A 25,326-nucleotide genomic window follows, 5' to 3' on the forward strand; every position below is an offset into this window, starting at 1 on the left:
AACGCAGGAGGCCGCCATGTCGAACAATGCCGACGCCACGCAGATGCGCAAGCTGGTCCCGCGGGGCCTCTATGCGCGCGCGGCGCTGATCCTGTTCCTGCCGGTCGTGGTGGTGACGACTGTGGTCAGCGTGATGTTCCTGCAGCGCCATTTCGAGGGCGTGACCCGGCAGATGACCGCCAGCATGTCGCACGAGCTGACCTTCGTCGCGCGGCTGATCGACAGTGCCGCGACGCCCGACGCGGCGCGGCGCGCCGGGGTGTCCGTCGCGCGCCCGCTGGAGCTGGAACTGGCGCTGCCGGTCGATCCGCCTGCCGAGGATCGGCGGCTGTTCTATGATTTTTCGGGGCGGGTGGTGACCGAGGTGCTGCGCGACGCGCTGCCGCAGGTGATCTCGGTCGATCTGGCCAGCAGCGACCGGCGGGTGTCGGTGGCGCTGGACGGACCGCACGGACCCTATGCGCTGAGCTTCGAGCGGCGGCGGGTCAGTGCGTCGAACCCGCACCAGCTGCTGGTGCTGATGGTGTTCACGTCGGTCCTGATGACGGGGATCGCGATGATCTTCCTGCGCAACCAGCTGCGCCCGATCCGGCGGCTGGCCTATGCGGCCGAGGAATACGGCAAGGGGCGCATCGTGCCCTATCGCCCGTCCGGGGCGGTCGAGCTGCGCAGCGCGGGCACCGCGTTCCTGGACATGCGCAACCGGCTGGAGCGCCAGAACGACCAACGAAAGCTGATGATGTCTGGAATCAGCCACGACCTGCGCACACCGCTGACGCGGATGAAGCTGGGGCTGTCGATGATCGGGCCCGACATGCCGCCTGAGCCCGGCGACATCAGCGCGATGGAGGCCGACATCGCGGAGATGAACCGCATGGTCGACGGCTTTCTGGACTATGCCCGCGACGACGCGCAGGACAGCGCGCCCCAGCCCATCGCCGCCGCGGGTTTCCTGGAGGGCCTGGTCGCGGACGCGCAACGCGCCGGCCAGCAGGCCAGCCTGGTCCAGTTCGAGGGCGATCGGGACGGGCTGGCCACGTTCCGCCCCGACATGCTGCGCCGCGCGCTGGAGAACCTGATCGGCAACGCGGTGCGTTACGGCAGCCGGGCCGAGATGGACGCCTCGCTTGGCCCGCGCAGCCTGCGGATCGGGATCGAGGATGACGGCCCCGGCATCCCGGAGGACAGCCTGGACGCGGCGATGCGGCCCTTTACCCGGCTGGATCCGTCGCGGCGCAGGAACAGCGCGCAGGGGGCCGGGCTGGGCCTGGCCATCGCTGCGGACGTGGCGCGCGCGCATGGCGGGCAGCTGCGGCTTGGCCGCGGCCCGCGTCTGGGCGGTCTGCGGGCAGAGATCGTCATTCCGCGCTGACGAAATAGGTGGCATTGTTGCGGTCATATTGAACGCGGGGGGCGACACCCCTAGATTGATCGCATGCAGAGGCCGCGCGTCGCCATGACGGGGCCGCGGCTTCGGGCAGAAAGGACATACCATGACGGAATTCACCACCCAGACCTATCCGGTGCTGCCCCTGCGGGATATCGTCGTCTTCCCGCACATGATCGTTCCCCTGTTCGTCGGACGCGAGAAATCGGTCCGCGCGCTGGAGGCCGTGATGGAATCGGACAGCCCGATCCTGCTGGCCGCCCAGAAGGACGCGGCCATCGACGAGCCCACCGAGGAGGGCATCTTCCGCGCCGGTGTTCTGGCCAACGTGCTGCAGTTGCTCAAGCTGCCGGACGGCACCGTGAAGGTGCTGGTCGAGGGCCGCGAGCGTGTCGAGATCACCGACTTCGTACCCCATGACGACCATTTCATGGCCGAGGCCCGTGTCCTGGACGAGACGATGGGCGACGAGGCCACGGTGGCCGCGCTGGTGCGCACCGTGACCGAGGAGTTCGAGCGTTACGTCAAGGTCCGCAAGAACATCCCTGAGGAGGTCGTGACCGCCGTGTCCGAGGCGTCCGAGCCCGGCAAGCTGGCCGACCTTGTCGCCGGACACATGGGCATCGACCTTGAGCGCAAGCAGGACCTGCTGGACACGCTGGAGGTCGCGGCACGCCTTGAGAAGATCTATGGCCACATGCAGGGAGAGATGTCTGTCCTGCAGGTCGAGAAGAAGATCAAGTCGCGCGTCAAGACCCAGATGGAGAAGACACAGCGCGAATACTATCTGAACGAGCAGATGAAGGCGATCCAGAAGGAGCTGGGCGACGGCGAGGACGGCCAGAACGAGCTGGCCGAGCTGGAGCAGAAGATTGCCGCCACCAAGTTCAGCAAGGAGGCCCGCGACAAGGCCGAGGGTGAGCTGAAGAAGCTGAAGTCGATGTCACCCATGTCGGCCGAGGCGACCGTCAGCCGCAACTACCTGGACTGGCTGTTGTCGCTGCCCTGGGGCGTCAAGTCGCGCACCCGCAAGGATCTTGGCCGCGCCGAGGCGATCCTGGACGCCGACCACTATGGTCTGGACAAGGTCAAGGAGCGGATCGTCGAGTATCTGGCCGTGCAGGCCCGCAGCCAAAAGCTTAAGGGCCCGATCCTGACGCTGGTCGGTCCTCCGGGCGTGGGCAAGACCTCGCTTGGACGGTCCATCGCCAAGGCGACGGGGCGCGAGTTCATCCGTATCAGCCTTGGCGGCGTGCGCGACGAGAGCGAGATCCGCGGTCATCGCCGGACCTATATCGGGTCCATGCCGGGCAAGATCATCCAGGCGCTGAAGAAGGCCAAGACGACCAACCCGCTGATCCTTCTTGATGAGATCGACAAGATGGGCCAGGATTTCCGGGGCGATCCGGCATCCGCCATGCTGGAGGTGCTGGATCCGGAACAGAACTCGACCTTCGTGGACCACTATCTTGAGGTGGAATACGATCTGTCGAACGTGATGTTCGTGACGACGGCCAACAGCTACAACATGCCGGGCCCGCTTCTGGACCGCATGGAGATCATCAGCCTGTCGGGCTATACCGAGGATGAAAAGCGAGAGATTGCCAAAGGCCACCTGCTGTCCAAGCAGATCGCCGCGAACGGTCTGCGCAAAGGAGAGTTCAGCGTCTCGGACGAGGCCCTGACCCACATGATCCGGTATTACACCCGCGAGGCCGGGGTTCGCTCGCTGGAGCGCGAGATCGCCAAGCTGGCCCGCAAGGCCGTGACGGAGATCCTGAAGGGCAAGGTCAAATCGGTCAAGGTGACGCCGGAGAAGGTCGAGGAATACCTTGGCGTGCGCCGCCACCGCTATGGCTTGGCCGAGAAGGAGGACCAGGTCGGCGTGGTGACGGGTCTTGCCTGGACCTCGGTCGGGGGCGATCTGCTGCAGATCGAGGCGCTGCGCCTGCCGGGCAAGGGTCGCGTCAAGACCACTGGCAAACTGGGCGAGGTGATGAAGGAATCGATCGACGCGGCGTCCAGCTTCGTGCGCTCGATCGCGCCGGATATCGGGGTCAGGCCCCCGGAATTCGACAAGCGCGACATCCACGTCCACGTCCCCGAGGGCGCCACGCCCAAGGATGGACCGTCGGCGGGCATCGCCATGGTGACCTCGGTCGTGTCGGTCATGACCGGCATCGCGGTCCGCAAGGACATCGCCATGACCGGCGAGGTGACCCTGCGCGGCAACGTGCTGGCCATCGGCGGGCTGAAGGAGAAGCTGCTGGCGGCCCTGCGTGGCGGTATCAAGACGGTGCTGATCCCGCAGGACAATGAAAAGGATCTGGTCGAGATCCCGGACAACGTCAAACAGGGGCTGACCATCATTCCGGTCAGCAACGTGCGCGAGGTTCTGCGCCACGCCCTGGTGCGCCAACCCAAGGCCATCGAATGGGACGAGGCCGCCGAAGAGGCGGCCGAGGCCGCGCGGCTAGCCAACCATCGCGGCAGCGATGGGCAGGGCAGCGCCGTCGCGCACTGACAGGGAGAGGGCCGGGGCAATCCCCGGCCCTTTTTCCATGGTGCGGGCAAGCGTTAACAAAGATTGACGCAACGTCAAATCGCGCTAGGCTGATCCCATCATTGCCTGACGGGGGGGAACAGCAATGCCAGCCGAAATCATCGGGGCCGACGGCCCGACGCCCGTGCTGCACGATCCGCATGTGGCGATCGTCGTTCAGAAGCGCGACTTCATCGACCGCGTTGTGGCCGCGACGGGCGCCCGGCGCACCGATGCGCGCCCGATCATCGAGGCGACGCTGGCGCAGCTTGGCATGGTCCTGTCCGCCGGGCACACCCTGGCGGTGCCGCCCCTGGGGCGGGCGCGAATCAATCTGGAGCGTGACGCCCGCGGCGGCGATGTCATCACGCTGCGACTGCGCCGCCGTGCCCCCCCACCGGCCTGATGGCGTGGAAAACAGCTAGTCGAAACGCGCATCGCCCTCTTGCAACCGGCTGCGGCTGGCGGTAATGACCAGCCCGACGGGTGATTAGCTCAGTGGTAGAGCGCTTCGTTCACATCGAAGATGTCAGGGGTTCAAATCCCTTATCACCCACCATTTCCCTTGCCGGTTTGCGCTTTTCGCCGCGGGCGCCTATATCGGCGGCCTTGACCCGCAATCCCGGACCGCCCATGCCCGACCCGATCAGTGATGCCGCGCGCCTTTCGGTCGCGCCGATGATGGACTGGACCGACCGCAATTGTCGGCGGTTCCACCGGCTGATGTCGCGCCGTGCGCTGCTGTACACCGAGATGGTGACCGCGCCGGCGATCATCCACGGCGACCGGCCGCGCCTGCTGGATCACGACGCCGCCGAACACCCGGTGGCGCTGCAATTGGGCGGATCGGACCCCGCGGAACTGGCCCAGGCCACGCGCCTGGCCGCCCCCTGGGGTTATGACGAGATCAACCTGAACTGCGGCTGTCCAAGCGACCGCGTGCAGTCCGGAGCCTTTGGTGCGATCCTGATGACCACGCCGCAGGTGGTCGCCGATTGCGTGGCGGCCATGCAGGACGTCGGCGCCGTGCCCGTGACCGTCAAGTGCCGCATCGGGGTGGACGACCAGCAGGCCGAACAGGTGCTGCCCGAATTTCTGGACATACTGCAGCGCACGGGCATCCGGCGGGTGACGATCCACGCGCGCAAGGCCTGGCTGAAGGGCCTGAGTCCCAAGGAAAACCGCGAGGTTCCGCCGCTGGACTATCCGCTGGTCCACGCGATGAAGGCGCAGTTCCCGGCGCTGCATCTGTCGATCAACGGCGGCATCGCGACGCTGGATCAGGCCCGCGACCAGCTGGCGGTGATGGACGGGGCGATGATCGGCCGCGCGGCCTATCACGAACCGTGGAACATCCTGGGCGGCGCGGATGCGCTGTGGGGCGACGTTCCGCCCTTTGCCGCCCCGGCCGAGGTCGCCGTGGCGATGCGCCCGATGATCGTTGACCACATCGCCAAAGGCGGGCGGCTGCACCAGTTCACGCGGCACATGCTGGGCCTGTTCCACGGCCAGCCCGGCGCCCGCGCCTGGAAGCGCACCCTGTCCGAGGGGGCGTCCAAGGGCGGCATCGAGGTCTATGACGCGGCCTTGGCGCAGGTGACCGAGGCCGCGCTGGCCTAACCGGCGGTCTTCTCCGCGACCTTGGCCGCGTTCCACAGGCGGTCCATCTCGGCCAGGTCGCTGTCCTCGGGGCGGCGGCCGTCGGCGGCCAGCGCGGCCTCGATGGCGGCAAAGCGGCGCGTGAACTTGGCGTTGGCGCGGCGCAGGGCCAGTTCGGGGTCGATCTTCAGGTGGCGGCCCAGATTGGCCATCACGAACAGCAGGTCGCCGAACTCCTCCTCCATCGCGTCGGGGCCCAGGGTGTCGCGGGCCTCGACCAGCTCGGCCGTCTCCTCGGTGATCTTGTCCAGGACATCCGCAGGGCCGGGCCAGTCAAACCCCACGCGCGCCGCCCGGTTCTGCAGCTTCAGCGCCCGCGTCAGCGCGGGCAGACCCAGGGCGACCCCGTCCAGCGTGCCGCGTTCGGCCTTGCCGGCCCGTTCGACGGCCTTGATCGCCTCCCAGTCCTTGACCTGCTGTTCGGCGGACTTGTCGCGGGATTCGTCGCCGAAGACATGCGGATGCCGGAAGATCAGCTTGTCGCTGATCGCGGCGGCACAGTCGGCGAAATCGAACATCCCGGCCTCGCGCGCCATCTGGGCGTGAAATACCACCTGAAGCAGCAGGTCGCCCAGCTCTCCGGGCAGTTCGTCCCAGGCCTGGCGCTGGATCGCGTCTTCGACCTCGTGGGCCTCCTCGATCGTGTAGGGCGCAATCGAGGCGAAGTTCTGTTCGATGTCCCAGGGGCAGCCGGTGCTGGGGTCGCGCAGGGCGGCCATGATGTCCAGCAGGCGCGTGATCTGCGCGGCGGGGTCGAGGGTCATTGCAATTCCCTTCGTCAGGCGGAAGATGGCCCATCGACTGCCACAGCATAAGGCCCAAGTCCACATGCCCGTCCTGAACCGCATCGCCGATTTCGCAGATCAGATGACCGAATGGCGCCGCCACCTGCACCAGCATCCCGAACTGGGCTTCGACTGCGGCCAGACCGCTGCGTTCGTCGCAGCGCGCCTGCGCGAGTTCGGCGTGGACGAGATCCACGAGGGGATCGGCCGCACCGGCATCGTGGCGATCATCCGCGGGCAGGGAGAGGGCCCGACCATCGGCCTGCGCGCCGACATGGACGCCCTGCCCATGACCGAGACGACGGGCCTTCCCTGGGCCTCGATGGTGGCGGGGCGGATGCATGCCTGCGGGCATGACGGGCACACGACGATGCTGCTGGGGGCCGCGAAGTACCTGGCCGAGACGCGCAACTTTGCCGGCCGCGTCGCGCTGATCTTCCAGCCCGCCGAGGAGAACGGCGGCGGCGGCGACGCGATGGTCCAGGATGGGATGATGGACCGTTTTGCCATCGAACGCGTCTTTGCGATGCACAACAATCCCGGCCAGCAAACCGGCAGCTTCCAGACCACCCCCGGTCCGATCATGGCCGCCGTGGACACGTTTGAGATCGACGTGCAGGGCCGCGGCGGCCATGGCGCGATGCCGCACCTGACCGCCGACCCGATCGTGGCCGCCGTGGCCGTGGTCGAGGCGATCCAGACGATCAGCAGCCGCAACCATCACACCGCCGACGACCTGGCCCTGTCGGTCACCCAGATCCACACCGGCAGCGCCGACAACATCGTGCCGGACACGGCCTATATCTGCGGGACGGTGCGGACCTTTGCGCCCCATGTGCGCGACATGGTGCGCCGCCGCATGACCCAGATCTGCGACGGGCAGGCCCAGGCCTATGACGTGGAGATCCGCCTGAACTATCAGGAAGGCTATCCCGCGACGGTCAACGATGCCGAACAGACCGCCTTTGCCGTGCGCGTCGCCAAGGAGATCGCCGGCCCCGCCAATGTCGATCCCGACGCCGGCCGCGAGATGGGGGCCGAAGATTTCAGCTATATGCTGAACGCGCGGCCCGGCTGCTACCTGTTCCTGGGGCAGGGGGACGGCGCGGGGGTCCATCACCCGGCCTATGACTTCAACGACGCGATCTCTCCGGTCGGGGCCAGCTTCTTCGCGCGGCTGGTCGAACGGGCGCAGCCGGCGCAACCCTGATCACAAGGACGTTCGCCGCCCTTGCCCGCAAGGCGGCGGGCGCTTTCTTGCCAAGGGCGGACAGCGCGGCTAGGTTGCGCGCCAATCCTGACGCGGCCCCGGTCGCGCCCCCAGACCGAAAGGACCCTTGATGTTCGTGACCCCCGCCTATGCCCAAGCCGCCGGCGGCGCCGGTGCCGGTGCTGCATTCGCGCAGTTCATCCCGCTGATCCTGATCTTCGCGATTATGTACTTCCTGATGATCCGCCCCCAGCAGAAGCGTCTGAAGGCACATCGCACGATGGTCGAGAACGTCAAGAAGGGCGACCGCGTCGTCACCCAGGGCGGCATCCTGGGCAAGGTCGTGTCGGTGGGCGAGGACGAGCTGGAGGTCGAGATCGCGACCGGCGTGCGTGTCCGCGTGATCCGCAGCACCCTGGCACAGGTCGTCACCAAGACCGAACCTGTCGCCGCAAACAGCTGAAAAGGCCCTAGCCAAGATGCTTCAGATCGACCGATGGAAGCGCGTCCTGATTTTCGGGATCTGCCTTCTGGGCCTGCTATATGCCTTGCCCAACGCCTTCTACGCCCGCGTCGAGGCGCATAACGATGCCGTGGCCCAGATCGAGGCCACCGGCGTCGAGACGCCCGAACTGGCCGCGGCGCGGGATGGGTGGCCGTCGTGGATGCCGTCGCATCTGGTCAATCTGGGGCTGGACCTGCGCGGTGGCGCCCATCTGCTGGGCGAGGTGCAGGTCGACCAGGTCTACAAGTCGCGCATGGATGCGCTGTGGCCAGAACTGCGCCGCGCGCTGTCGGATGCCCGCGACACCGTCGGATCGGTCCGCCGCGTGGCCTCCCCCGACGGCGTCCTGGCCATCGAGATCGGCAATGCCGACCAGATGGCCGCCGCGACCGAGATCGTGCGCGGATTTTCCACGCCCGTCACCACGCTGACCGGCGCGGGCCAGCAGTCGCTGGCCATCAGCACCCAGGGCGCGACCCTGACCATCCAGCTGTCGGATGCCGAAAAGGCCGTCACCGACGACCGCACGATCCAGCAATCGCTGGAGATCGTGCGCCGCCGCGTCGACGAGGTCGGCACGCGTGAACCCACCATCACCCGCCAGGGCGAGGACCGCATCCTGATCCAGGTGCCGGGCATCGGATCGGCCGCGGAACTCAAGGAGCTGATCGGCACCACCGCGCAGCTGACCTTCAACCCGGTCGTGGGCACCACCGCCGACCCGCAGGCCCAGCCCGGCGTCGGCCAGACGATCGCGCCGTCCATCGACCAGCCGAACCTGTTCTATATCCTGGAGCAAAGCCCCGTCGTCACCGGCGAGGATCTGGTGGACGCCATGCCCGCCAGCGACGAGAACGGCCTGCCTTCGGTCAACTTCCGCTTCAACCCGACGGGGGCGCGGGCGTTCGGGGCCTATACCTCGGCCAATATCGGCCAGCCCTTCGCGATCGTCCTGGACAACGAGGTCATCTCGGCCCCGGTCATCCGCTCGGCGATCACCGGCGGATCGGGCCAGATCTCGGGCTCGATGGACTTCGACCAGGCGAACCAGCTGTCGATCCTGCTGCGCGCCGGCGCCCTGCCGGCCGAGCTGACCTTCCTTGAGGAACGCACCATCGGCCCCGAACTGGGCCAGGACAGCATCGAGGCCGGGCGCATCTCGGCCATCGTTGCCACCGGGCTGGTCGCGGCCTACCTGATCGCCAGCTATGGCCTGTTCGGCGTGTTCGCCTCGATCGCGGTCGCGGTCAACGTCATCCTGATCCTGTCGATCATGAGCATGATGGGCGCAACCCTGACCCTGCCGGGCATCGCGGGCATCGTCCTGACGGTGGGTACCGCGGTCGACGCCAACGTCATCATCTTCGAGCGCATCCGCGAGGAGCTGCGCCGCGCCAAGCGGCCGTTCCGCGCCATCGAGGACGGCTTCCGCGAAGCGATGAGCGCGATTATGGACGCCAACGTCACCAGCTTCATCGCGGCGGCGGTCATGTTCTATCTGGGCTCGGGCCCGGTCAAGGGCTTTGCCGTCACGCTGACCATCGGTCTGGTCACCTCGGTCTTCACGGCGATCTTCCTGACGCGCCTGATGATCCTCACCTGGCTGGAATGGCGCAAGCCCGTCCAGCTGAACCTGTAAGGGGGACGCAATCATGGCCTTCCGTCTGAAACTGGTCCCCGACGTCACCCGGATCGACTTCTTCCGCTGGCAGTGGCTGACCGTCGGGGCGTCCGCCGTGGCGGTGGTCGTGTCGATCCTGGCCACGATCTTCATGGGGCTGAACTACGGCATCGACTTCCGGGGCGGCACGACGATCCGCACCGAAAGCACCACCGCCTTCGACATCGGCGACTATCGCCAGGCGCTGGACGGCATGGGTTTCAGCGACGTGTCGATCACCGAGGTGTTCGACCCGTCCTTCGGGGCCGACCGCCACGTCGCCATGGTCCGCATCGGCACGACGGACGAGGCCGGATCGGTTTCTCCCGAGCAGCTGGCCGAGGTCGAGGCCGCGTTGCAGCAGGTCGATCCGCAGGTGACCTTCGCTTCGGTCGAATCCGTCGGACCCAAGGTGTCGGCCGAACTGATCCGCACCGCCATCATGGCGGTGGCCGCGGCGACCGTGGGCATCCTTCTCTACATCTGGCTGCGGTTCGAATGGCAGTTCGCGGTCGGCGCCGTGGTGTCGCTTCTGCATGACATCATCCTGACCGTCGGCATCTTCGCGCTGTTCCAGATGAAGTTCGACCTGACGACCATCGCGGCGCTGCTGACGACATTGGGCTTCTCGGTCAACGACACCGTCGTGGTCTTCGACCGGCTGAGGGAGAACCTGATCAAGTTCAAGACGATGAAGCTGATCGACGTCATGAACCTGACCGTGAACGAGACGCTGTCGCGGACCGTCATGACCGCGGTGACCACCGCCATCGCGCTGACCGCGATGCTGGTCCTGGGCGGCGACGTGGTGCGCGGGTTCGTCTTCGCGATGCTGTGGGGCGTGTTCGTGGGCACCTATTCCACGGTCTATGTCGCCAAAAGCGTCGTTCTGTGGCTGGGCGTGAAACGCGACTGGTCCAAGGACGGCGATGGTCCCAAGAAGAATGTGTCCCCCTTCGAGGGCGCCGAGGAGGTCTGATGCCCGCCCTGACGCCCACGGATTTCACCGGCCAGAACGCGGTCGACGGCTATGGACCCGGCTTCTTCCGCATTGCCGGAAAGGTCCATCAGGGCGCGCAGGTGGTCGAGGCCGACCGTGTGACGCCTTGGGGCGGGCTGGACGATCCCGGCCCGCTGCTGGCGCTGGCCGGGCGCGTGGACGTGCTGTTCCTGGGCCTTGGGGCGCAGGTCGGCTATGCCCCCCGCGACCTGGCGGCGCAGCTGGACGCGCTTGGCGTGCGGGTCGAGGCGATGGCCTCGGCCACCGCGGCGCGCACCTACAACGTCACCCTGTCCGAAGGGCGGCGCGTCGCCTGCGCCCTGATCCCCGTGTGAGCCTGCTGGCCGTCCATGACCTTGCCGTCGCGCGCGGAGGTCTGCGGACGGTCGAGGGCGTCAGCTTTGCCCTGGACCCCGGTCAGGCGCTGATCCTGCGCGGGCCGAATGGGCTGGGCAAGACCACGCTGCTGCGCACGGTCGCGGGGCTGCAGTCCCCGGTCGCGGGGCGGATCGACATGGCCGACGACGTCGTCGCCTATGCCGCCCATGCCGACGGGCTGAAACCGGCCCTGACGGCGCGCGAGAACCTGACATTCTGGGCACGGGTCTTTGGCGGGCAGGGCGTCGAGCGGGCCTTGGCCGCGATGGACCTGACCGCGCTGGCCACGCGTCCCGCCGCGGCGCTGTCGGCGGGCCAGAAACGCAGGCTGGGGCTGGCCAGGCTGCTGGTCACGGGCCGTCCGCTGTGGGTGCTGGACGAGCCGACGGTGTCGCTGGATGCCGCCTCGGTCGCGCGCTTCGCGCAGGTGGTGGCCGAACATCTGGGGCAGGGCGGTGCGGCGCTGATCGCCACGCATATCGACCTGACCCTGCCGCAGGCGCGCGTCCTGGACCTGACCCCGTTCCGCGCCCGGCCCGGCGCGCCCGCCGCGCGGCCGTCCGGCTTCAACGAGGCATTCGGATGATCGCGCTCTTGATCCGCGACCTGCGTCTGGCCACGCGGGCGGGCGGCGGGTTCGGCCTGGGCGTCGCGTTCTTCCTGATCCTGTCGGCGCTGGTGCCCTTTGGTGTCGGTCCGGACCGTGCCACGCTGGCCCCCGTGGCGCCGGGCATCCTGTGGGTCGGGGCGCTGCTGGCATGCCTTCTGTCGCTGGATCGCAACTTTGCGCTGGATCACGAGGATGGCAGCCTGGACCTGATGGCCACCGCCCCCCTGCCGCTGGAGGGGGCGGTCGCGATCAAGGCCCTGGCCCATTGGATCACCACCGGCCTGCCGCTGGTGCTGGCCGCCCCGATCTTCGGGCTGCTGCTGCATCTGCCGATGCAGGCCGTGCCGGCGCTGGTGCTGTCGCTGGCCCTGGGCACGCCGGCGCTGTCGATGCTGGGGGCCTTCGGGGCGGCAATCACCGTCGGGCTGCGCCGGGGGGGGCTGCTTTTGTCGCTGTTGGTCCTGCCGCTGTATATTCCCACACTGATCTTCGGCGCCGAGATCACCCGCCGCGGGGTCGAGGGGCAGGCCATCGGCACGCCGCTGGTGTTCCTGGCGGGCATCACGCTGGCGGTGCTGGCGCTAATCCCGCTGGCGGCAGCGGCGGCGCTGCGGGTCAATCTGCGGTGAGACGCCCTTGAGGGCGCGGGGAAAACAGGGAATACACGGACACATGTCGATCTGGGAATACGCAAACCCCGCCAAGTTCATGCGCACCACCGAAGGGGCCTTGCCCTGGCTGGTCGGCAGCGCCGCGATCTGCTGCGTGGGCGGGGTGGTCTGGGGGTTCCTGACGCCCGAGGATTTCCGCCAGGGATCGACGGTCAAGATCGTCTTCCTGCACGTGCCCGCCGCGATGATGGCCATCAACATCTGGGTGATGATGCTGGTCGCGTCGCTGATCTGGATCATCCGCCGCCACCATGTCAGCGCGCTGGCCGCCCGGGCCGCGGCCCCCATCGGGGCGGTGATGACGCTGATCGCGCTGGCGACCGGGGCCATCTGGGGCCAGCCGATGTGGGGGACGTGGTGGGAATGGGACCCGCGCCTGACCTCGTTCCTGATCCTGTTCCTGTTCTACATCGGCTATATCGCGCTCTGGGCATCGGTCGAGGATCCCGACAGCGCCGCCGACCTGACGGGCGTGCTGTGCCTGGTGGGGTCGGTCTTTGCCCTGCTGTCACGCTATGCGGTGCTGTTCTGGAACCAGGGCCTGCACCAGGGCGCCAGCCTGTCCGTCGCCCCCGGAGAGCGGATGTCGGCCGTCTATCGCCATCCGTTGTACCTGTCGATGCTGGGGTTCTTCCTGCTGACGCTGGCGCTGATCCTGATCCGCACCCGAACTGAAATCCGCAAGCGCCGCCTGGCCGCACTGCAAGCCAGGGAGATGCGCGCATGATCGATCTTGGACGGTATGCCGGCACCGTGCTGGCCGCATATGGGGTCAGCATCGTGCTGATCGCGGGGTTGGTCTGGCACACCGTCGCGGCCAATGCCCGCGCCCGCCGCGCCCTGCAGGAGTTCGAACGCAATGGCTAGGATCGCGCCGCTGATGCTGCTGCCCCCGCTGGCCTTCGCGGCGCTAGCCGCGACCTTCCTGTGGGGCATGAACCGCGATGATCCGGGCAGCGTGCCGTCGGCCATGATCGGGCGTCAGGCACCGCCCGTGCCCGCCACGACCCTGCCCGGCAAGACCCAGCTGACCGACGCGATGCTGCGCGAGCCGGGGGTCAAACTGGTGAACTTCTGGGCCAGCTGGTGCCCGCCCTGCCGGATCGAACATCCGACCCTGATGGCGCTGTCCGAACAGCTGCCCGTCTATGGCGTCGATCTGCGCGATGTCGAGGCCAACGCGTTGCAGTTCCTGTCCGCAGACGGCGACCCCTTCGCGGCGCTGGCGACTGATCCGCGCGGACGGGCAGCCATCGACTGGGGCGTGACCGCGCCGCCGGAAACCTTCATCGTCGATGGCGAAGGGACGGTTCTGTACCGGTTCGCCGGGCCGCTGGTCGATGCCGATTACCAGACGCGATTCCTGCCAGAGCTGGAACGCGCATTGGCCGACCAGGACTAGGCCGCTTGCACCCAGACCCCTTGCGCGACATGCTGACCCAAAGGCACGCACAAATAGGGGAGACGGCAGATGACACGGACAGGTCTGGCACTGGCGCTGCTGATGGGCAGCACCACCTGGGGCATGGCCCAGCAGGCAACCGACGCGATCGCGCCCGAGGCCGCGTCGGGCACGCAGGTTGCGACCGAAGGCTTTGGTGATCTGACGCAGGCCGCCCGCGACGGGCTGGCCGCCAAGGCCGAGGGTCGTCCGGTCACCGCCCCCGACTGGATGATCAGCGCCGCCCACCCGCTGGCCGTGCAGGCCGGCGCTCGCGTGTTGGAACAGGGCGGCAGCGCGGCCGACGCGATGGTCGCGGTCCAGGTCGTCCTTGGCCTGGTTGAACCGCAAAGCTCTGGCTTGGGCGGCGGGGCGTTTCTTGTCTGGTACGACGCCGCCACGGGCGAGGTGACCACGCTGGACGGCCGAGAGACCGCACCGATGGCCGTGACCCCCACGCTGTTCCAGGATGACGAGGGTCAGCCGCTGGACTTCATGGAGGCGGTGGTGGGCGGTCGGTCCGTCGGTACCCCCGGCACGCCGCGCCTGCTGGAGACAGCACACCGCAAATGGGGTCGCGCCAACTGGGCAGGGCTGTTCCAGGACGGCATCGATCTGGCGCAGAACGGGTTCACGGTGTCGCCGCGGCTGGCCTCGCTGGTCGCGTCCGAAGGCGATGCCCTGGCCCGCTATCCGGCGACGACGGACTATTTCTTTCCGGGCGGTCAACCCGTCGCCCAGGGGGCGACCCTGACCAACCCCGCCTATGCCGACACGCTACGGGCGCTGGCCCGCGACGGCGCGGATGCCTTCTATGACGGTCCTATCGCGGACCAGATCGTCGCGGCGGTCCGCGGGGCCGAGGACAATCCCGGCCTGCTGACCCGGTCCGACCTGTCGGCCTATCGCGTCGTGGAGCGTCCGGCGGTCTGCGTCGAGTATCGCGATCACGACGTCTGCGGCATGGGGCCGCCGTCCTCCGGGGGGCTGACGGTGGGGCAGATCCTTGGGATGCTGGGCGGCTATGACCTGGCTTCGCTTGGCGCCGAAAGCCCCGAGGCGTGGCGCCTGATCGGCGATGCCTCGCGTCTGGCCTTCGCGGATCGGGGCCGCTTCATGGCGGATGCCGATCATGTGGCGATGCCGACGCAAGGCTTGATCGACCCGGCCTATCTGGACGAACGCGCCGCCCTGCTGCAGGGCGACGACAGCCTGCCCGAGGTCACCGCCGGCCAGCCGGGGTGGAGCCATGCCGCCCTGTGGGGCCAGGACAGCGCGCTGGAACTGCCCTCGACCACCCATATCTCGATCGTGGATGGCGACGGGAATGCGCTGTCGATGACCACCACCATCGAGAACGGTTTCGGGTCGCGGGTGATGGCGGCGGGGTTCCTGCTGAACAACGAGCTGACCGATTTCAGCTTCGAGACGCATGACGCGGACGGCTGGCCCATCGCCAACGCCATCGCGCCGGGCAAGCGGCCGCGGTCGTCGATGGCGCCGACCATCGTGCTGAAGGACGACGCCCCGGTGATGGTGATCGGATCGCCGGGCGGCAGCCGCATCATCGGCTATGTCGCGCGGGCGATCGTGGCGCATCTGGACTGGGGCCTGGACATCCAGGCCGCCGTGGCCGGGCCGAACCTGGTGAACCGTTTCGGCCCGATGGACGTCGAGGTGGGGCTGCCCGCGGCCCTGACCGACGGGTTGACCGCGATGGGGTTCGAGCTGAACGAGACCGAGCTGACATCGGGCCTGCAGGGGATCGTGGTCACCCCCGACGGGTTGCAGGGCGGCGCCGACCCGCGCCGCGAGGGTGTCGCCATCGGCGGCTGATCCGCGCCGGGCGGAGGGCTGTCCCCGCGTCGGTCCTGGCGGGGTTTTCGGCAACAAAGATGCCCGCCCCGGCGTGGTCGGCGCTTATCTTGGCCTTGGTCATGAAAAAACCCCCGGCGCGGTGCCGGGGGTTTCCTTTTCGCAGCGCGGGCCGATCAGGCGGCGGCGAGGTTGCGCAGCACATAATGCAGCACGCCACCGTTCTTCAGATAGTCGATCTCGACCTCGGTATCGACGCGGGCCTTCAGCTGGATCGTCTTTTCGGTGCCGTCGGCGTATTTGATCGTGCAGGGTACCATCGACAGCGGCTTGAAGTCGCCGGCCAGCCCCTCGATCGTCACGACCTCGTCGCCGGTCAGGTTCAGCGAATGGCGGGTGTCGCCATTGGTGAACTCGAACGGGATGACGCCCATGCCGACCAGGTTCGACCGGTGGATCCGTTCGAAGGATTCCGCGACCACGGCCTTGACGCCCAGCAGGTTGGTGCCCTTGGCCGCCCAGTCACGCGACGAACCCGCGCCGTATTCCTTGCCGCCGAAGATCACCAGCGGGGTGTCCTGTTCGACATAGGACATCGCGGCGTCATAGATCGCGGCCTGGTTGCCCGACGCGTCCTTGGAGTAGCCGCCCTCGACCCCGTCCAGCATCTCGTTGCGGATGCGGATGTTGGCGAAGGTGCCGCGCATCATGATCTCGTGGTTGCCGCGGCGCGAGCCGTAGCTGTTGAAATCGCGCGGCGAAACCTGGCGCTCCGTCAGGTACTTGCCCGCCGGGGTGGTGGGCTTGAACGAACCTGCGGGGCTGATGTGGTCGGTCGTGATCATGTCGCCCAGCAGCGCCAGGACGCGGGCGCCCTTGACGTCGCTGATCGTGCCCGCATCCTTGGACATGCCCTGGAAATAGGGCGGATTCTGGATGTAGGTCGACGAGGCCGGCCAGTCATAGGTCTCGCTGTCGGTGATCTCGACGCCTTGCCAGCGCTCGTCGCCCTTGAAGACGTCGGCGTATTTCGCCTGGAACATCTCGCGGGTGACGATGGTGTCGACCAGGTCCGCAACCTCCTTGGAGGTGGGCCAGATGTCCTTCAGGTAGACCGGCTTGCCGTCCGGCGTGTGCGCCAGCGGGTCCTTGGTCACGTCGATGTTCATGTCGCCCGCGATGGCATAGGCCACGACCAGCGGGGGGCTGGCCAGATAGTTCGCGCGGACGTCCGGGCTGATGCGCCCTTCGAAGTTGCGGTTGCCCGACAGGACCGACACGGCGACCAGGTCGTTGTCGTTCACGGCCTTCGAGATCTCGGGCTGCAGCGGGCCCGAGTTGCCGATGCAGGTGGTGCAGCCGAAGCCCACCAGGTTGAAGCCCAGGGCGTCCAGGTCTTCCTGCAGGTTCGCGGCCTTGAGGTATTCCTCGACCACCTGCGAGCCGGGTGCCAGCGAGGTCTTGACCCAGGGCTTACGGGTCAGGCCCAGGGCGCGCGCCTTGCGGGCGACCAGGCCCGCGGCCATCAGCACATATGGGTTCGAGGTGTTGGTGCAGGAGGTGATCGAGGCGATCACGACCGAACCGTCACGCAGGGTATAGTCCTCGCCCTCGACGGCACCGCTGTTCAGGTGGCCGTGGCTGCCGCCGGGGATTTCCTCGGGCGCGGGATCGGGGGATCCGGCTTCTTCGGTCATCTCGGCCTTCTCCTCGGCCGGGACGGACGGTGCCGGGCGGATGCCGCGGATGTATTCGCCGAAGGCGGTCGCGGCCTCGGTCAGGGGCACGTGGTCCTGCGGGCGCTTGGGCCCCGAGATCGCCGGGACGACCGTGCTCTGGTCCAGCTCCAGCGTCGAGGAGTAGACGGGGGCATAGTCCGCCGTGCGCCAGAAGCCGTTCTCCTTGGCATAGGCCTCGACCAGGGCGATGCGGTCCTCCTCGCGGCCGGTCTGGCGCAGATAGCGCAGCGTCTCGTCGTCGATCGGGAAGAAGCCGCAGGTGGCGCCGTATTCGGGGGCCATGTTGGCGATGGTCGCACGGTCGGCCAGCGGCATGTGGTCCAGCCCCTCGCCGTAGAACTCGACGAACTTGCCGACGACGCCGTGGGCGCGCAGCATCTGGGTGACCTTCAGCACCAGGTCGGTGGCGGTGACGCCCTCGCGCAGCGCGCCCGTGACCTTGAAGCCCACGACCTCGGGGATCAGCATCGAGATCGGCTGGCCCAGCATCGCGGCCTCGGCCTCGATCCCGCCCACGCCCCAGCCCAGGACGGCCAGGCCGTTGACCATGGTGGTGTGGCTGTCGGTGCCGACCAGCGTGTCGGGATAGGCGACGGTCTTGCCGTTCTGGTCCGTGTCGGTCCAGACGGTCTGGGCCAGGTATTCCAGGTTCACCTGGTGGCAGATGCCGGTGCCGGGCGGGACCACGCGGAAGTTGTTGAACGCCTTCTGGCCCCATTTCAGGAACGTGTAACGCTCCATGTTGCGCTCGTATTCCAGTTCGACGTTGCGCTGGAAGGCGCGAGGGGTGCCGAATTCGTCGATCATGACCGAGTGGTCGATGACCAGGTCGACCGGGTTCAGCGGGTTGATCTGCTGCGGGTCGCCGCCAAGCGCCTTGATGCCGTCGCGCATCGCGGCCAGGTCGACCACCGCCGGAACGCCGGTGAAGTCCTGCATCAGCACGCGGGCCGGGCGATAGGCGATCTCGCGGCTGGACTTGCCGCCGTCGGTGGCCCATTGCGCGAATGCCTTGACGTCGTCGACGGACACGGTCCGGCCGTCATCCTCGAAGCGCAGCATGTTCTCCAGCACGACCTTCAGTGCGGCCGGCAGTTTCGAAAAGTCGCCAAGCCCCGCCTCGGTGGCGGCGGCGATCGAGTAATAGTCGACGCTCTGCGCGCCCGCGCTCAGCGTGCGGCGCGTCTTGGCGGTGTCGGTTCCGGTCTGGATGGGCATCAAGGCCTCCCTGTCTGCAAGAATGGATGGGTCCGGCGTGTGCCTTGCTTTGCCCCATCGGGGGGCATCGCGCAAGGGTTGCGTCGCGAATTGTATGCGATTGCATACCATCTTTCCCGCTGTTGCTCAAGAGGCACGCATCGGTCCGTCGCACGCGCTGACGAAGCCTTGATTTGGTGTTTCACCGCGCCACCCGTTAACACGCTGGATGTGAAACATGACGGGAAACATCTTATGGCCCTGTGGCCCCGATCTGCGTTGCGGCCCTGCCGCGGGATGGGCGGGGCCATGATGCTGGTGGCGATGCTGGCCGCGGCGCCGGCGCTGGCGCAGGATGGCGGCCATGCCGACATCACGCAGCGCAGCGCGCCAAGCCCCGCGCCCAGCCAGATGAACCGCCCGGAGGCGCCGCTGATCCTGGCGCCCGACGATCCGGGCCGGCAGAGCCCCTCGACGATGTCGCTGACGGAATCGGGCGGTGTGAACGGTTTCGTCCCGGCCGAGGCCGCGCCGCCGGTGACGGCGGACCTGCCCTCGGCCAACCTGCCGGTCGTGGTCGAGCTGTTCACCTCTCAGGGCTGTTCGTCCTGTCCGCCGGCCGATGCGATGCTGACCATGCTGGCGGGACAGCACGACGTGCTGCCGCTGTCCTTCCATGTCGACTACTGGGACTATCTGGGCTGGGCCGACAGCTTTGCCCGGCCCGAATTCACCGAACGCCAAAGCGCCTATGCCCATGCGGTGGGCGAACGGTCCGTCTATACGCCGCAGATGATCGTGGACGGACAGGACACCGCGGTCGCGCCGGGGCCCGCGCAGCTGATGGGCCTGATCGACGCCCACCGCTTTGCCCCCGCCGAGGTCACCATCCAGCGAGAGCGCACCGACGCCGGAGAGACGATCGAGCTGCAGCCCCTATCCGATCTGGGCGGCAAGGTCGACGTGCTGCTGGTTCGCTATGCCCCAGAACGCCCCGTCGACATGACCGCCGGAGAGAACCGCGGCAAGACCGTAATCTATACCAACGTCGTCCTGGGGATGCAGCATCTGACGCGGTGGGACGGGCTGCAGCCATTGCGCCTGACGGTGCGCGCGGACCTGGTCGGCAATGCATCCTTTCCCGACGACACGCGCCACGCCCTGCTGGTCCAGCAGATGATGGGCAAGCGTGCCCTTCCGGGACCGATCGTGGCGGCGATCCGGCTGGACTGACCCGTCGCGTCTTGCACATTCTGCAAATCGGGGCCATCAGGCGGGATGGGCGATTTCATCATCCAGATCGCCGGGACCGAACAGGGGGCGCGGCTTGCGTCGATCCTGGCGATTACGGCGGCCTTCCTGCACGCGGTCTTCGGCGCGCTGCAGAAGGGGCGGCACGATCCCTGGATCAGCCGCGCCGCGATCGACCTGTCCTATCTGGTGCTGGCCCTGCCGGTGGCGCTGTTCCTGGTGCCGTGGCCCGATCCGCACCTGTGGCCGGTGCTGGCGGGCGCGATGGGCATCCATATCGCCTACAAGATCGCGCAGGCCAAGACCTATCAGCGGGGGGCTTTCACGGTCGTCTATCCCGTGGTGCGCGGTTCCGCGCCGCTGGTCGTCGTGCTGGTCGCGATGATCGTCTTCGACGAACGCTTCAACGCGGTGCAGTGGGTGGGGCTCGGCCTGCTGGTCGGCGGCATCTTCGGGCTGGCGCTGAACAGCCTGCGCAAGCTGAAGGTCGGTCGCGACACGCTGGTCCCGGCGCTTGCCTGGGCGCTGATCACCGGCGTGACGGTCGCGGCCTATACGACTTATGACGCCTGGGGCATCCGGCTGGCGGCGAACCCGTTCACGTTTCTGGCATGGTTCTTCGTGCTGGACGGCCTGTTCATGCCGCTGCTGAGCTGGCGCCGGCTGGCCGCCCTGCCGCGGGCCGAGGTCGCACCGTTGGCCGCGCGTGGCATGATCGGCGCCGTGGTGGCATTCGCCAGCTTCGGGTCGGTGATGCTGGCCACGCGCATCGACGACGTGGGTCGCGCCGCCGTGCTGAGAGAGACCTCGACCGTGTTCGCCGCCCTTGTGGGCTGGGTCATCCTAGGCGAAAAGGTGGGGCCGCGGCGCGTCGCGCTGATGGCGCTGATCGCGCTTGGCGCGGTCATCGTGGAATTCGCCGCCTGACGGGCGGCCACAGGAAGGCAGTCGGGATGGAAAACACGAAACCCTGGGTCAAGCCGGCGCTGGAGTTCGGCCCCCTGATCCTGTTCTTTGCGGTGTTCATGCTGTATCGCAACGACACCGTGACCATCGCGGGGGAGAGCTATGGCGGGTTCATCCTGGCCACGCTGGCGTTCATTCCCGCGCTGATGCTGACGACCGCGATCCAGTGGCGCATCACCGGCAAGCTGGCGCCGATGCAGGTGGCCACGCTGGTGCTGGTCATCGTCTTTGGCGGGCTGTCGGTCTGGCTGAACGATCCGCGCTTCTTCAAGCTGAAGCCCACGATCATCTATCTGCTATTCGCGGCCATCCTGGGCGTCGGGCTGATGCTGCGTCGCAACTGGCTGGGCGCCGTCCTGTCCGAGGCGCTGCCGATGGACGCGGAAGGCTGGCGCAAGCTGACGCTGCGCATGGCGCTGTTCTTCGTGGCGCTGGCCATCGCGAACGAACTGGTCTGGCGCAACCTGTCGGACAGCACCTGGGTCTGGTTCAAGACCTTCGGCCTGCCGGTGCTGCTGTTCGCGTTCCTGCTGGGCAATGCGAAACTGTATCGCGATCACGCCTTGCCCGCCAAGGACGACGCCCAGCCCTAGGCCCGCATTCCGCCCAGGGACACCGGCCCCGCCCGCAGCCGCGACCAGCGCGGCTGTGGCCGCAGCGGCAGGTGATGGCGCAGCAGCCCCAAGGGCAGGGCCCAGGGGTGGCACAGCGCCGCACGGTAGAAGGCGAACAATCCCTGGCGCCGATAGGGCGTCCAGTGCGACATCAGCCGGGCTCCGCGGGCGGTGGGAAAGCCCAAGGTCTCCAGCGCCTCGAGGGTGGCGGCATCGTCGATCTGCAGGTCGACCCAGTTGGCGCGGGCCTGCGCCAGTCCTGCGCCAAGCGCCCGCCTGCGCCCGCGCGACAGCATCTGCTCCAGCGCAAAATCGAACAGGTCGTTCTCGCGGGCGGTGACGTTCAGCACCTCGGCCATGCGGCCCGCCGGACTGTCCAGCGCCGATTGGGCGGCGTCCTGGAATTCGGCGGCGTTCAGCAGGACGATCCGGCCGATGCTGCCGGGCGCGGCATGGGCCAGCGCCTGCAGCGCCACGCGGCCGCCAAGCGAATGCCCGATCAGCCCGACGGGCCGCCCCGCAAGCGTCGCCAGATCGTCGATCATCGCGCCCAGGTCCGCCCCGGCCCCGGCGGCGCGGTCATAGGCATGGCGCAGTCTGCCCCGCGCCTCCCACCCGCAGGCCAGGGCCAGGCCTTCGGACGGATCGCCCTGAAAGCCCAGCTGCTGCGGCCACGAGATGCCGCCGGGACCGGCCTGGGGCGACAGGATGTGGCGGTGCGGGTCATACGCCGGATGGGCCGGGGAATAGCGATAGCCGTGCAGCATCACCAGGACCGGCGCCCCCGCGGGCAGGCGGCGCGCGGCGTCCCGCAGGGCAGGGGGGCACAGGCTGGTCGGCATCCATCCGCATCACGGGCATCGCGGCCTCCGTTCCCGGTCGATCCCGGACTAGGGACAGGCTGCGACGGGCGCGTGAAAAATCTGTTAATGCTGCGTGACGTTGCGCGGCTGCCGCAAATTCGCCCATGCTGGGCCCGGATCGTTTTCGGCATTGAATTTTGATGGGTTCCACCGCTATGTTGGCCCCATGCGCAGGGCTGCCCGCAACCGGGGGTTGCCACGCGCCGAAAGTTTCGCAGCGCGGCACCTCTGATCCCGATACCGGGCAGCCATGTGTCCCGCGGAAAAACCAAGCCTCCGTCGCGCCACCGCATTGCGGGGCGGCGCAGGAGGTCAGATGAACAGCGGCCCCGCCTTGCGGCATCGGGCCATCCTAGGGAACAGACGCGATGACGCGCGCTTTGGACGGCAGACTTCGGGACGGGCGGGCAGGATGCCCCGTCCGACCGGACGTCTTCGACGGTGACGCGCCCGTGTCCTCATCACACCGCAGACCGAACCGGGGGATGCCGATGGCGCCGCCCGGTCTTCGGCTGCGCGAAAGACATAACAATGGCAATGAAAATGCTGATCGACGCCACCCATGCCGAGGAAACTCGGGTGGTCGTGGTCGATGGAACCAAAGTCGAGGAATTTGATTTCGAGACGGCCAACCGGCGCCAGATCGCCGGGAACATCTACCTGGCCAAGATCACGCGGGTGGAGCCCTCGCTGCAGGCGGCCTTCGTGGATTACGGTGGGAACCGCCACGGCTTCCTGGCCTTTGCGGAAATCCATCCGGACTATTACCAGATCCCCGCGGCCGACCGCGAGGCTCTGAAGGCAGAGGAACGCGCCGATGCCGAGGCCCAGGAGGCCGAGGAGGAGCGTGGCCGTTCGCGCCGCAAGCCCCGCGCCGAGGCGGTCGATGCCTCGGACGAGACGACGACCGACGACGCGGGCCAGGACGCGACCGACAAGGACGACGAGATCGAATCGGTCGCCGACGAGGACGTGGCCGAGGAGGTCCGCGCGCCCCGAAAGCCGCGTGCGCGCCGCTACAAGATCCAAGAGGTCGTCAAGGTCCGCCAGATCATGCTGGTGCAGGTCGTCAAGGAGGAGCGTGGCAACAAGGGTGCCGCGCTGACCACCTATCTGTCGCTGCCCGGCCGCTACTGCGTCCTGATGCCCAACACCGCGCGTGGCGGCGGCATCAGCCGCAAGATCACCAATGCCGCGGATCGCAAGAAACTCAAGGACATCGCGGGCGAACTTGATGTGCCCAAGGGCGCCGGCCTGATCATCCGCACCGCGGGCAGCGAGCGCACCCGGATGGAGATCCGCCGCGATTACGAGTACCTGCTGCGCCTGTGGGAGCAGATCCGCGACCTGACCTTCAAGTCGATCGCACCGGCCGCCATCTATGAGGAAGGCGACCTGATCAAGCGCAACATCCGCGACCTGTATTCCAAGGACATCGACGAGGTGCTGGTCGAGGGCGAGCGCGGCTATCAGCAGGCGCGCGACTTCATGCAGATGATCATGCCGACGCATGCAGACAGCGTGAAGCACTACCAGGACCAGATGCCGCTGTTCGCGCGCTTCCAGGTCGAAAGCTATCTGGCGGGCATGTTCAACCCGGTCGTGCAGCTGAAGTCGGGCGGCTACATCGTCATCGGCATCACCGAGGCGCTGGTCGCCATCGACGTGAACTCGGGACGGGCCACCAAGGAGGGCTCGATCGAGGAGACCGCGCTCAAGACCAACCTTGAGGCCGCCGACGAGGTCGCCCGCCAGCTGCGCCTGCGCGACCTGGCCGGGCTGATCGTCATCGACTTCATCGACATGGACGAGCGTCGCAACAACGCCGCCGTGGAAAAGCGCATCAAGGACAAGCTGAAGTCCGACCGCGCCCGCATCCAGATCGGCCGCATCTCGGGGTTCGGCCTGATGGAGATGTCGCGCCAGCGCCTGCGCCCCGGCATGCTGGAATCGACCACGCAGCCCTGTGCGCATTGCCACGGCACCGGCCTGATCCGCAGCGATGACAGCTTGGCGCTGACCATCCTGCGCGCGATAGAGGACGAGGGCACCCGCAAGCGTTCGCGCGAGGTTCTGGTCAAGGCGCCCGTCGCCGTCGCCAACTTCCTGATGAACGCCAAGCGCGAGCATGTCGCGGGCATCGAGACGCGTTACGGCCTGTCCGTGCGCGTCGAGGCTGACCCGGCACTGGTGTCCCCGGACTTCGCGATCGAGAAGTTCAAGACCGCGACCCGCGTGCTGCCCGAGCCCAGCCACGTTCCCCTGGGCGTCAATGCCGACCTGATGGCCAGCATCGACGAGGAGGAGGACCTGGACGTCGTCGAGCCGCAGGAGGAGCCGGTGGCCGAGGTCGTCGAGGCGTCCGAACCCGCCGCCGAGCCGCGCGCCGAGCGTCCCGCCGATGCGGACGCGGATGGCGAGGGTCGGTCGCGTCGCCGCCGTCGTCGTCGTCGTCGGAAATCCGGCGAGCGTCCCGAGGGCGAGGATCTGCGCGCCGATGACGATCAGGACGACGAGGGCGAGGACCAGTCCGACGAGGACGTGGCAGCCCCCGCCGCCGCCGAACCGGTTGCCGCTGCTGCCGGTGATCAGCCCGAGGCCGATACGCCCCAGGCCGAGGAGGAGGCTCCTGCCGGTCGCACCCGGACGCGTTCGCGCGGCCGGTCGCGGTCCAGAAAGCCGGTCGATGCGCAGCCCCTGGCCGAGGTCGTTGATCTGCAGGACAGCCAGGATGCCCGCGCCGATGCGCTGCCCGGCCTGAACGCCGCCCCCGTTGCCGCCGAAGCGGTGGCCGAGGCGCTGGTCGAGACCGCCGCGGCCCCGGTCGATGCGGCACCCGCGCAGCCCGAACCGCAGGCCGAGGCTCAGCCTGAACCCGTCGCCGAGGCCGCGCCCTCCAAGCGGCGCGGATGGTGGTCGGGCCGGTAAGGTTCGCTGAACCAGGGGCGCGGTGGCAACACCGCGCCCCTTTTGCCATCCGGCCCACGCATCCGTGACGCCATGGCCCCTGTCCTTTGCATCCCCACCCGCTAA

General features: G+C 67.9%; 22 protein-coding genes and 1 tRNA gene. 20 read left to right on the forward strand and 3 right to left on the reverse strand.

The window, feature by feature from the left end:
* The first annotated feature begins 16 nt into the window (after positions 1-16).
* From F1642_RS01400 to dusA, 5 genes are all read left to right on the forward strand, one after another.
* Complete coding sequence (locus F1642_RS01400; protein ID WP_240542524.1) at positions 17-1,372, forward strand: ATP-binding protein; 1,356 nt, start codon at positions 17-19, stop codon at positions 1,370-1,372.
* Positions 1,373-1,493: 121 nt separating this feature from the next.
* Positions 1,494-3,911: an endopeptidase La gene (gene lon / locus F1642_RS01405; protein WP_194885278.1), complete on the forward strand. Its 2,418-nt coding sequence runs from the start codon at positions 1,494-1,496 to the stop codon at positions 3,909-3,911.
* A gap of 124 nt (positions 3,912-4,035) precedes the next feature.
* Positions 4,036-4,335: a hypothetical protein gene (locus F1642_RS01410; protein ID WP_045999535.1), complete on the forward strand. Its 300-nt coding sequence runs from the start codon at positions 4,036-4,038 to the stop codon at positions 4,333-4,335.
* Positions 4,336-4,413: 78 nt separating this feature from the next.
* Positions 4,414-4,488, forward strand: a tRNA-Val gene (locus F1642_RS01415).
* A 74-nt stretch (positions 4,489-4,562) separates the two neighbouring features.
* A complete protein-coding gene (gene dusA / locus F1642_RS01420) occupies positions 4,563-5,549 on the forward strand; it encodes a tRNA dihydrouridine(20/20a) synthase DusA (protein WP_139597692.1) in 987 nt (328 codons plus the stop codon).
* On the opposite strand, the gene mazG is transcribed toward dusA, so the two are convergent.
* The gene (gene mazG / locus F1642_RS01425) at positions 5,546-6,352 is read right to left on the reverse strand and encodes a nucleoside triphosphate pyrophosphohydrolase (RefSeq protein WP_194885279.1); all 807 of its coding nucleotides are present in this window, start codon (positions 6,350-6,352) and stop codon (positions 5,546-5,548) included. The genes dusA and mazG overlap by 4 nt on opposite strands.
* A gap of 64 nt (positions 6,353-6,416) precedes the next feature.
* Here mazG and F1642_RS01430 point away from each other — a divergent pair, with 64 nt between their 5' ends.
* From F1642_RS01430 to ggt, 11 genes are all read left to right on the forward strand, one after another.
* Complete coding sequence (locus F1642_RS01430) at positions 6,417-7,583, forward strand: M20 aminoacylase family protein (protein WP_194885280.1); 1,167 nt, start codon at positions 6,417-6,419, stop codon at positions 7,581-7,583.
* 130 nt (positions 7,584-7,713) lie between these two features.
* Entirely contained in the window at positions 7,714-8,046 is a 333-nt protein-coding gene (gene yajC / locus F1642_RS01435; protein WP_045981124.1) for a preprotein translocase subunit YajC, read from the forward strand.
* Positions 8,047-8,062: 16 nt separating this feature from the next.
* Positions 8,063-9,727, forward strand: a complete 1,665-nt coding sequence (gene secD, locus F1642_RS01440; protein ID WP_045981125.1) for a protein translocase subunit SecD — start codon at positions 8,063-8,065, stop codon at positions 9,725-9,727.
* Positions 9,728-9,740: 13 nt separating this feature from the next.
* Positions 9,741-10,727, forward strand: coding sequence for a protein translocase subunit SecF (gene secF / locus F1642_RS01445; protein WP_139597694.1), 987 nt, complete (start codon positions 9,741-9,743; stop codon positions 10,725-10,727).
* Positions 10,727-11,083, forward strand: a complete 357-nt coding sequence (locus tag F1642_RS01450; RefSeq protein ID WP_045999530.1) for an Mth938-like domain-containing protein — start codon at positions 10,727-10,729, stop codon at positions 11,081-11,083. The genes secF and F1642_RS01450 overlap by 1 nt, the downstream gene beginning before the upstream one ends.
* Positions 11,080-11,712 (forward strand): heme ABC exporter ATP-binding protein CcmA, encoded by a 633-nt coding sequence (gene ccmA, locus F1642_RS01455; protein ID WP_194885281.1) that lies wholly within the window; start codon positions 11,080-11,082, stop codon positions 11,710-11,712. The genes F1642_RS01450 and ccmA overlap by 4 nt, the downstream gene beginning before the upstream one ends.
* Positions 11,709-12,365 carry a heme exporter protein CcmB gene (gene ccmB, locus F1642_RS01460; RefSeq protein WP_194885282.1) on the forward strand — a complete coding sequence of 219 codons (657 nt, stop codon included), beginning with the start codon at positions 11,709-11,711 and terminating at the stop codon, positions 12,363-12,365. The genes ccmA and ccmB overlap by 4 nt, the downstream gene beginning before the upstream one ends.
* A gap of 43 nt (positions 12,366-12,408) precedes the next feature.
* The gene (locus F1642_RS01465) at positions 12,409-13,134 is read left to right on the forward strand and encodes a heme ABC transporter permease (protein ID WP_045981130.1); all 726 of its coding nucleotides are present in this window, start codon (positions 12,409-12,411) and stop codon (positions 13,132-13,134) included.
* Positions 13,131-13,274 carry a heme exporter protein CcmD gene (ccmD, locus tag F1642_RS01470; protein WP_045981131.1) on the forward strand — a complete coding sequence of 48 codons (144 nt, stop codon included), beginning with the start codon at positions 13,131-13,133 and terminating at the stop codon, positions 13,272-13,274. Before F1642_RS01465 ends, ccmD begins: the two co-directional genes overlap by 4 nt.
* Positions 13,267-13,809 (forward strand): DsbE family thiol:disulfide interchange protein, encoded by a 543-nt coding sequence (locus tag F1642_RS01475; protein ID WP_255522035.1) that lies wholly within the window; start codon positions 13,267-13,269, stop codon positions 13,807-13,809. Before ccmD ends, F1642_RS01475 begins: the two co-directional genes overlap by 8 nt.
* Before the next feature lie 69 nt (positions 13,810-13,878).
* Positions 13,879-15,684, forward strand: a complete 1,806-nt coding sequence (ggt, locus tag F1642_RS01480; RefSeq protein ID WP_194885283.1) for a gamma-glutamyltransferase — start codon at positions 13,879-13,881, stop codon at positions 15,682-15,684.
* Between the two features lie 155 nt (positions 15,685-15,839).
* Here the strand turns inward: ggt and acnA are convergent, their stop codons facing one another.
* On the reverse strand, positions 15,840-18,620 hold the full coding sequence (gene acnA / locus F1642_RS01485) for an aconitate hydratase AcnA (protein ID WP_045999526.1): 2,781 nt from the start codon (positions 18,618-18,620) through the stop codon (positions 15,840-15,842).
* A gap of 234 nt (positions 18,621-18,854) precedes the next feature.
* On the opposite strand from acnA, the gene F1642_RS01490 reads away from it, so the two are divergent.
* Genes F1642_RS01490 through F1642_RS01500 form a run of 3 tightly spaced genes read left to right on the forward strand, consistent with a single transcriptional unit; the run spans position 18,855 to position 21,409 of the window.
* Positions 18,855-19,832, forward strand: a complete 978-nt coding sequence (locus F1642_RS01490) for a thioredoxin family protein (protein ID WP_255522037.1) — start codon at positions 18,855-18,857, stop codon at positions 19,830-19,832.
* A 45-nt stretch (positions 19,833-19,877) separates the two neighbouring features.
* Complete coding sequence (locus tag F1642_RS01495; protein ID WP_045981134.1) at positions 19,878-20,777, forward strand: DMT family transporter; 900 nt, start codon at positions 19,878-19,880, stop codon at positions 20,775-20,777.
* A gap of 26 nt (positions 20,778-20,803) precedes the next feature.
* Positions 20,804-21,409, forward strand: coding sequence for an inner membrane-spanning protein YciB (locus F1642_RS01500; RefSeq protein ID WP_045981135.1), 606 nt, complete (start codon positions 20,804-20,806; stop codon positions 21,407-21,409).
* Here the strand turns inward: F1642_RS01500 and F1642_RS01505 are convergent.
* Positions 21,406-22,272 carry an alpha/beta fold hydrolase gene (locus tag F1642_RS01505; RefSeq protein ID WP_194885284.1) on the reverse strand — a complete coding sequence of 289 codons (867 nt, stop codon included), beginning with the start codon at positions 22,270-22,272 and terminating at the stop codon, positions 21,406-21,408. The genes F1642_RS01500 and F1642_RS01505 overlap by 4 nt on opposite strands.
* A gap of 552 nt (positions 22,273-22,824) precedes the next feature.
* On the opposite strand from F1642_RS01505, the gene F1642_RS01510 reads away from it, so the two are divergent.
* The gene (locus F1642_RS01510; protein WP_194885285.1) at positions 22,825-25,221 is read left to right on the forward strand and encodes a ribonuclease E/G; all 2,397 of its coding nucleotides are present in this window, start codon (positions 22,825-22,827) and stop codon (positions 25,219-25,221) included.
* Positions 25,222-25,326: the final 105 nt, after the last annotated feature.

Origin of the sequence: Paracoccus sp. NBH48, from assembly GCF_015390265.1 — a bacterium.
Taxonomy (GTDB): domain Bacteria; phylum Pseudomonadota; class Alphaproteobacteria; order Rhodobacterales; family Rhodobacteraceae; genus Paracoccus; species Paracoccus marcusii.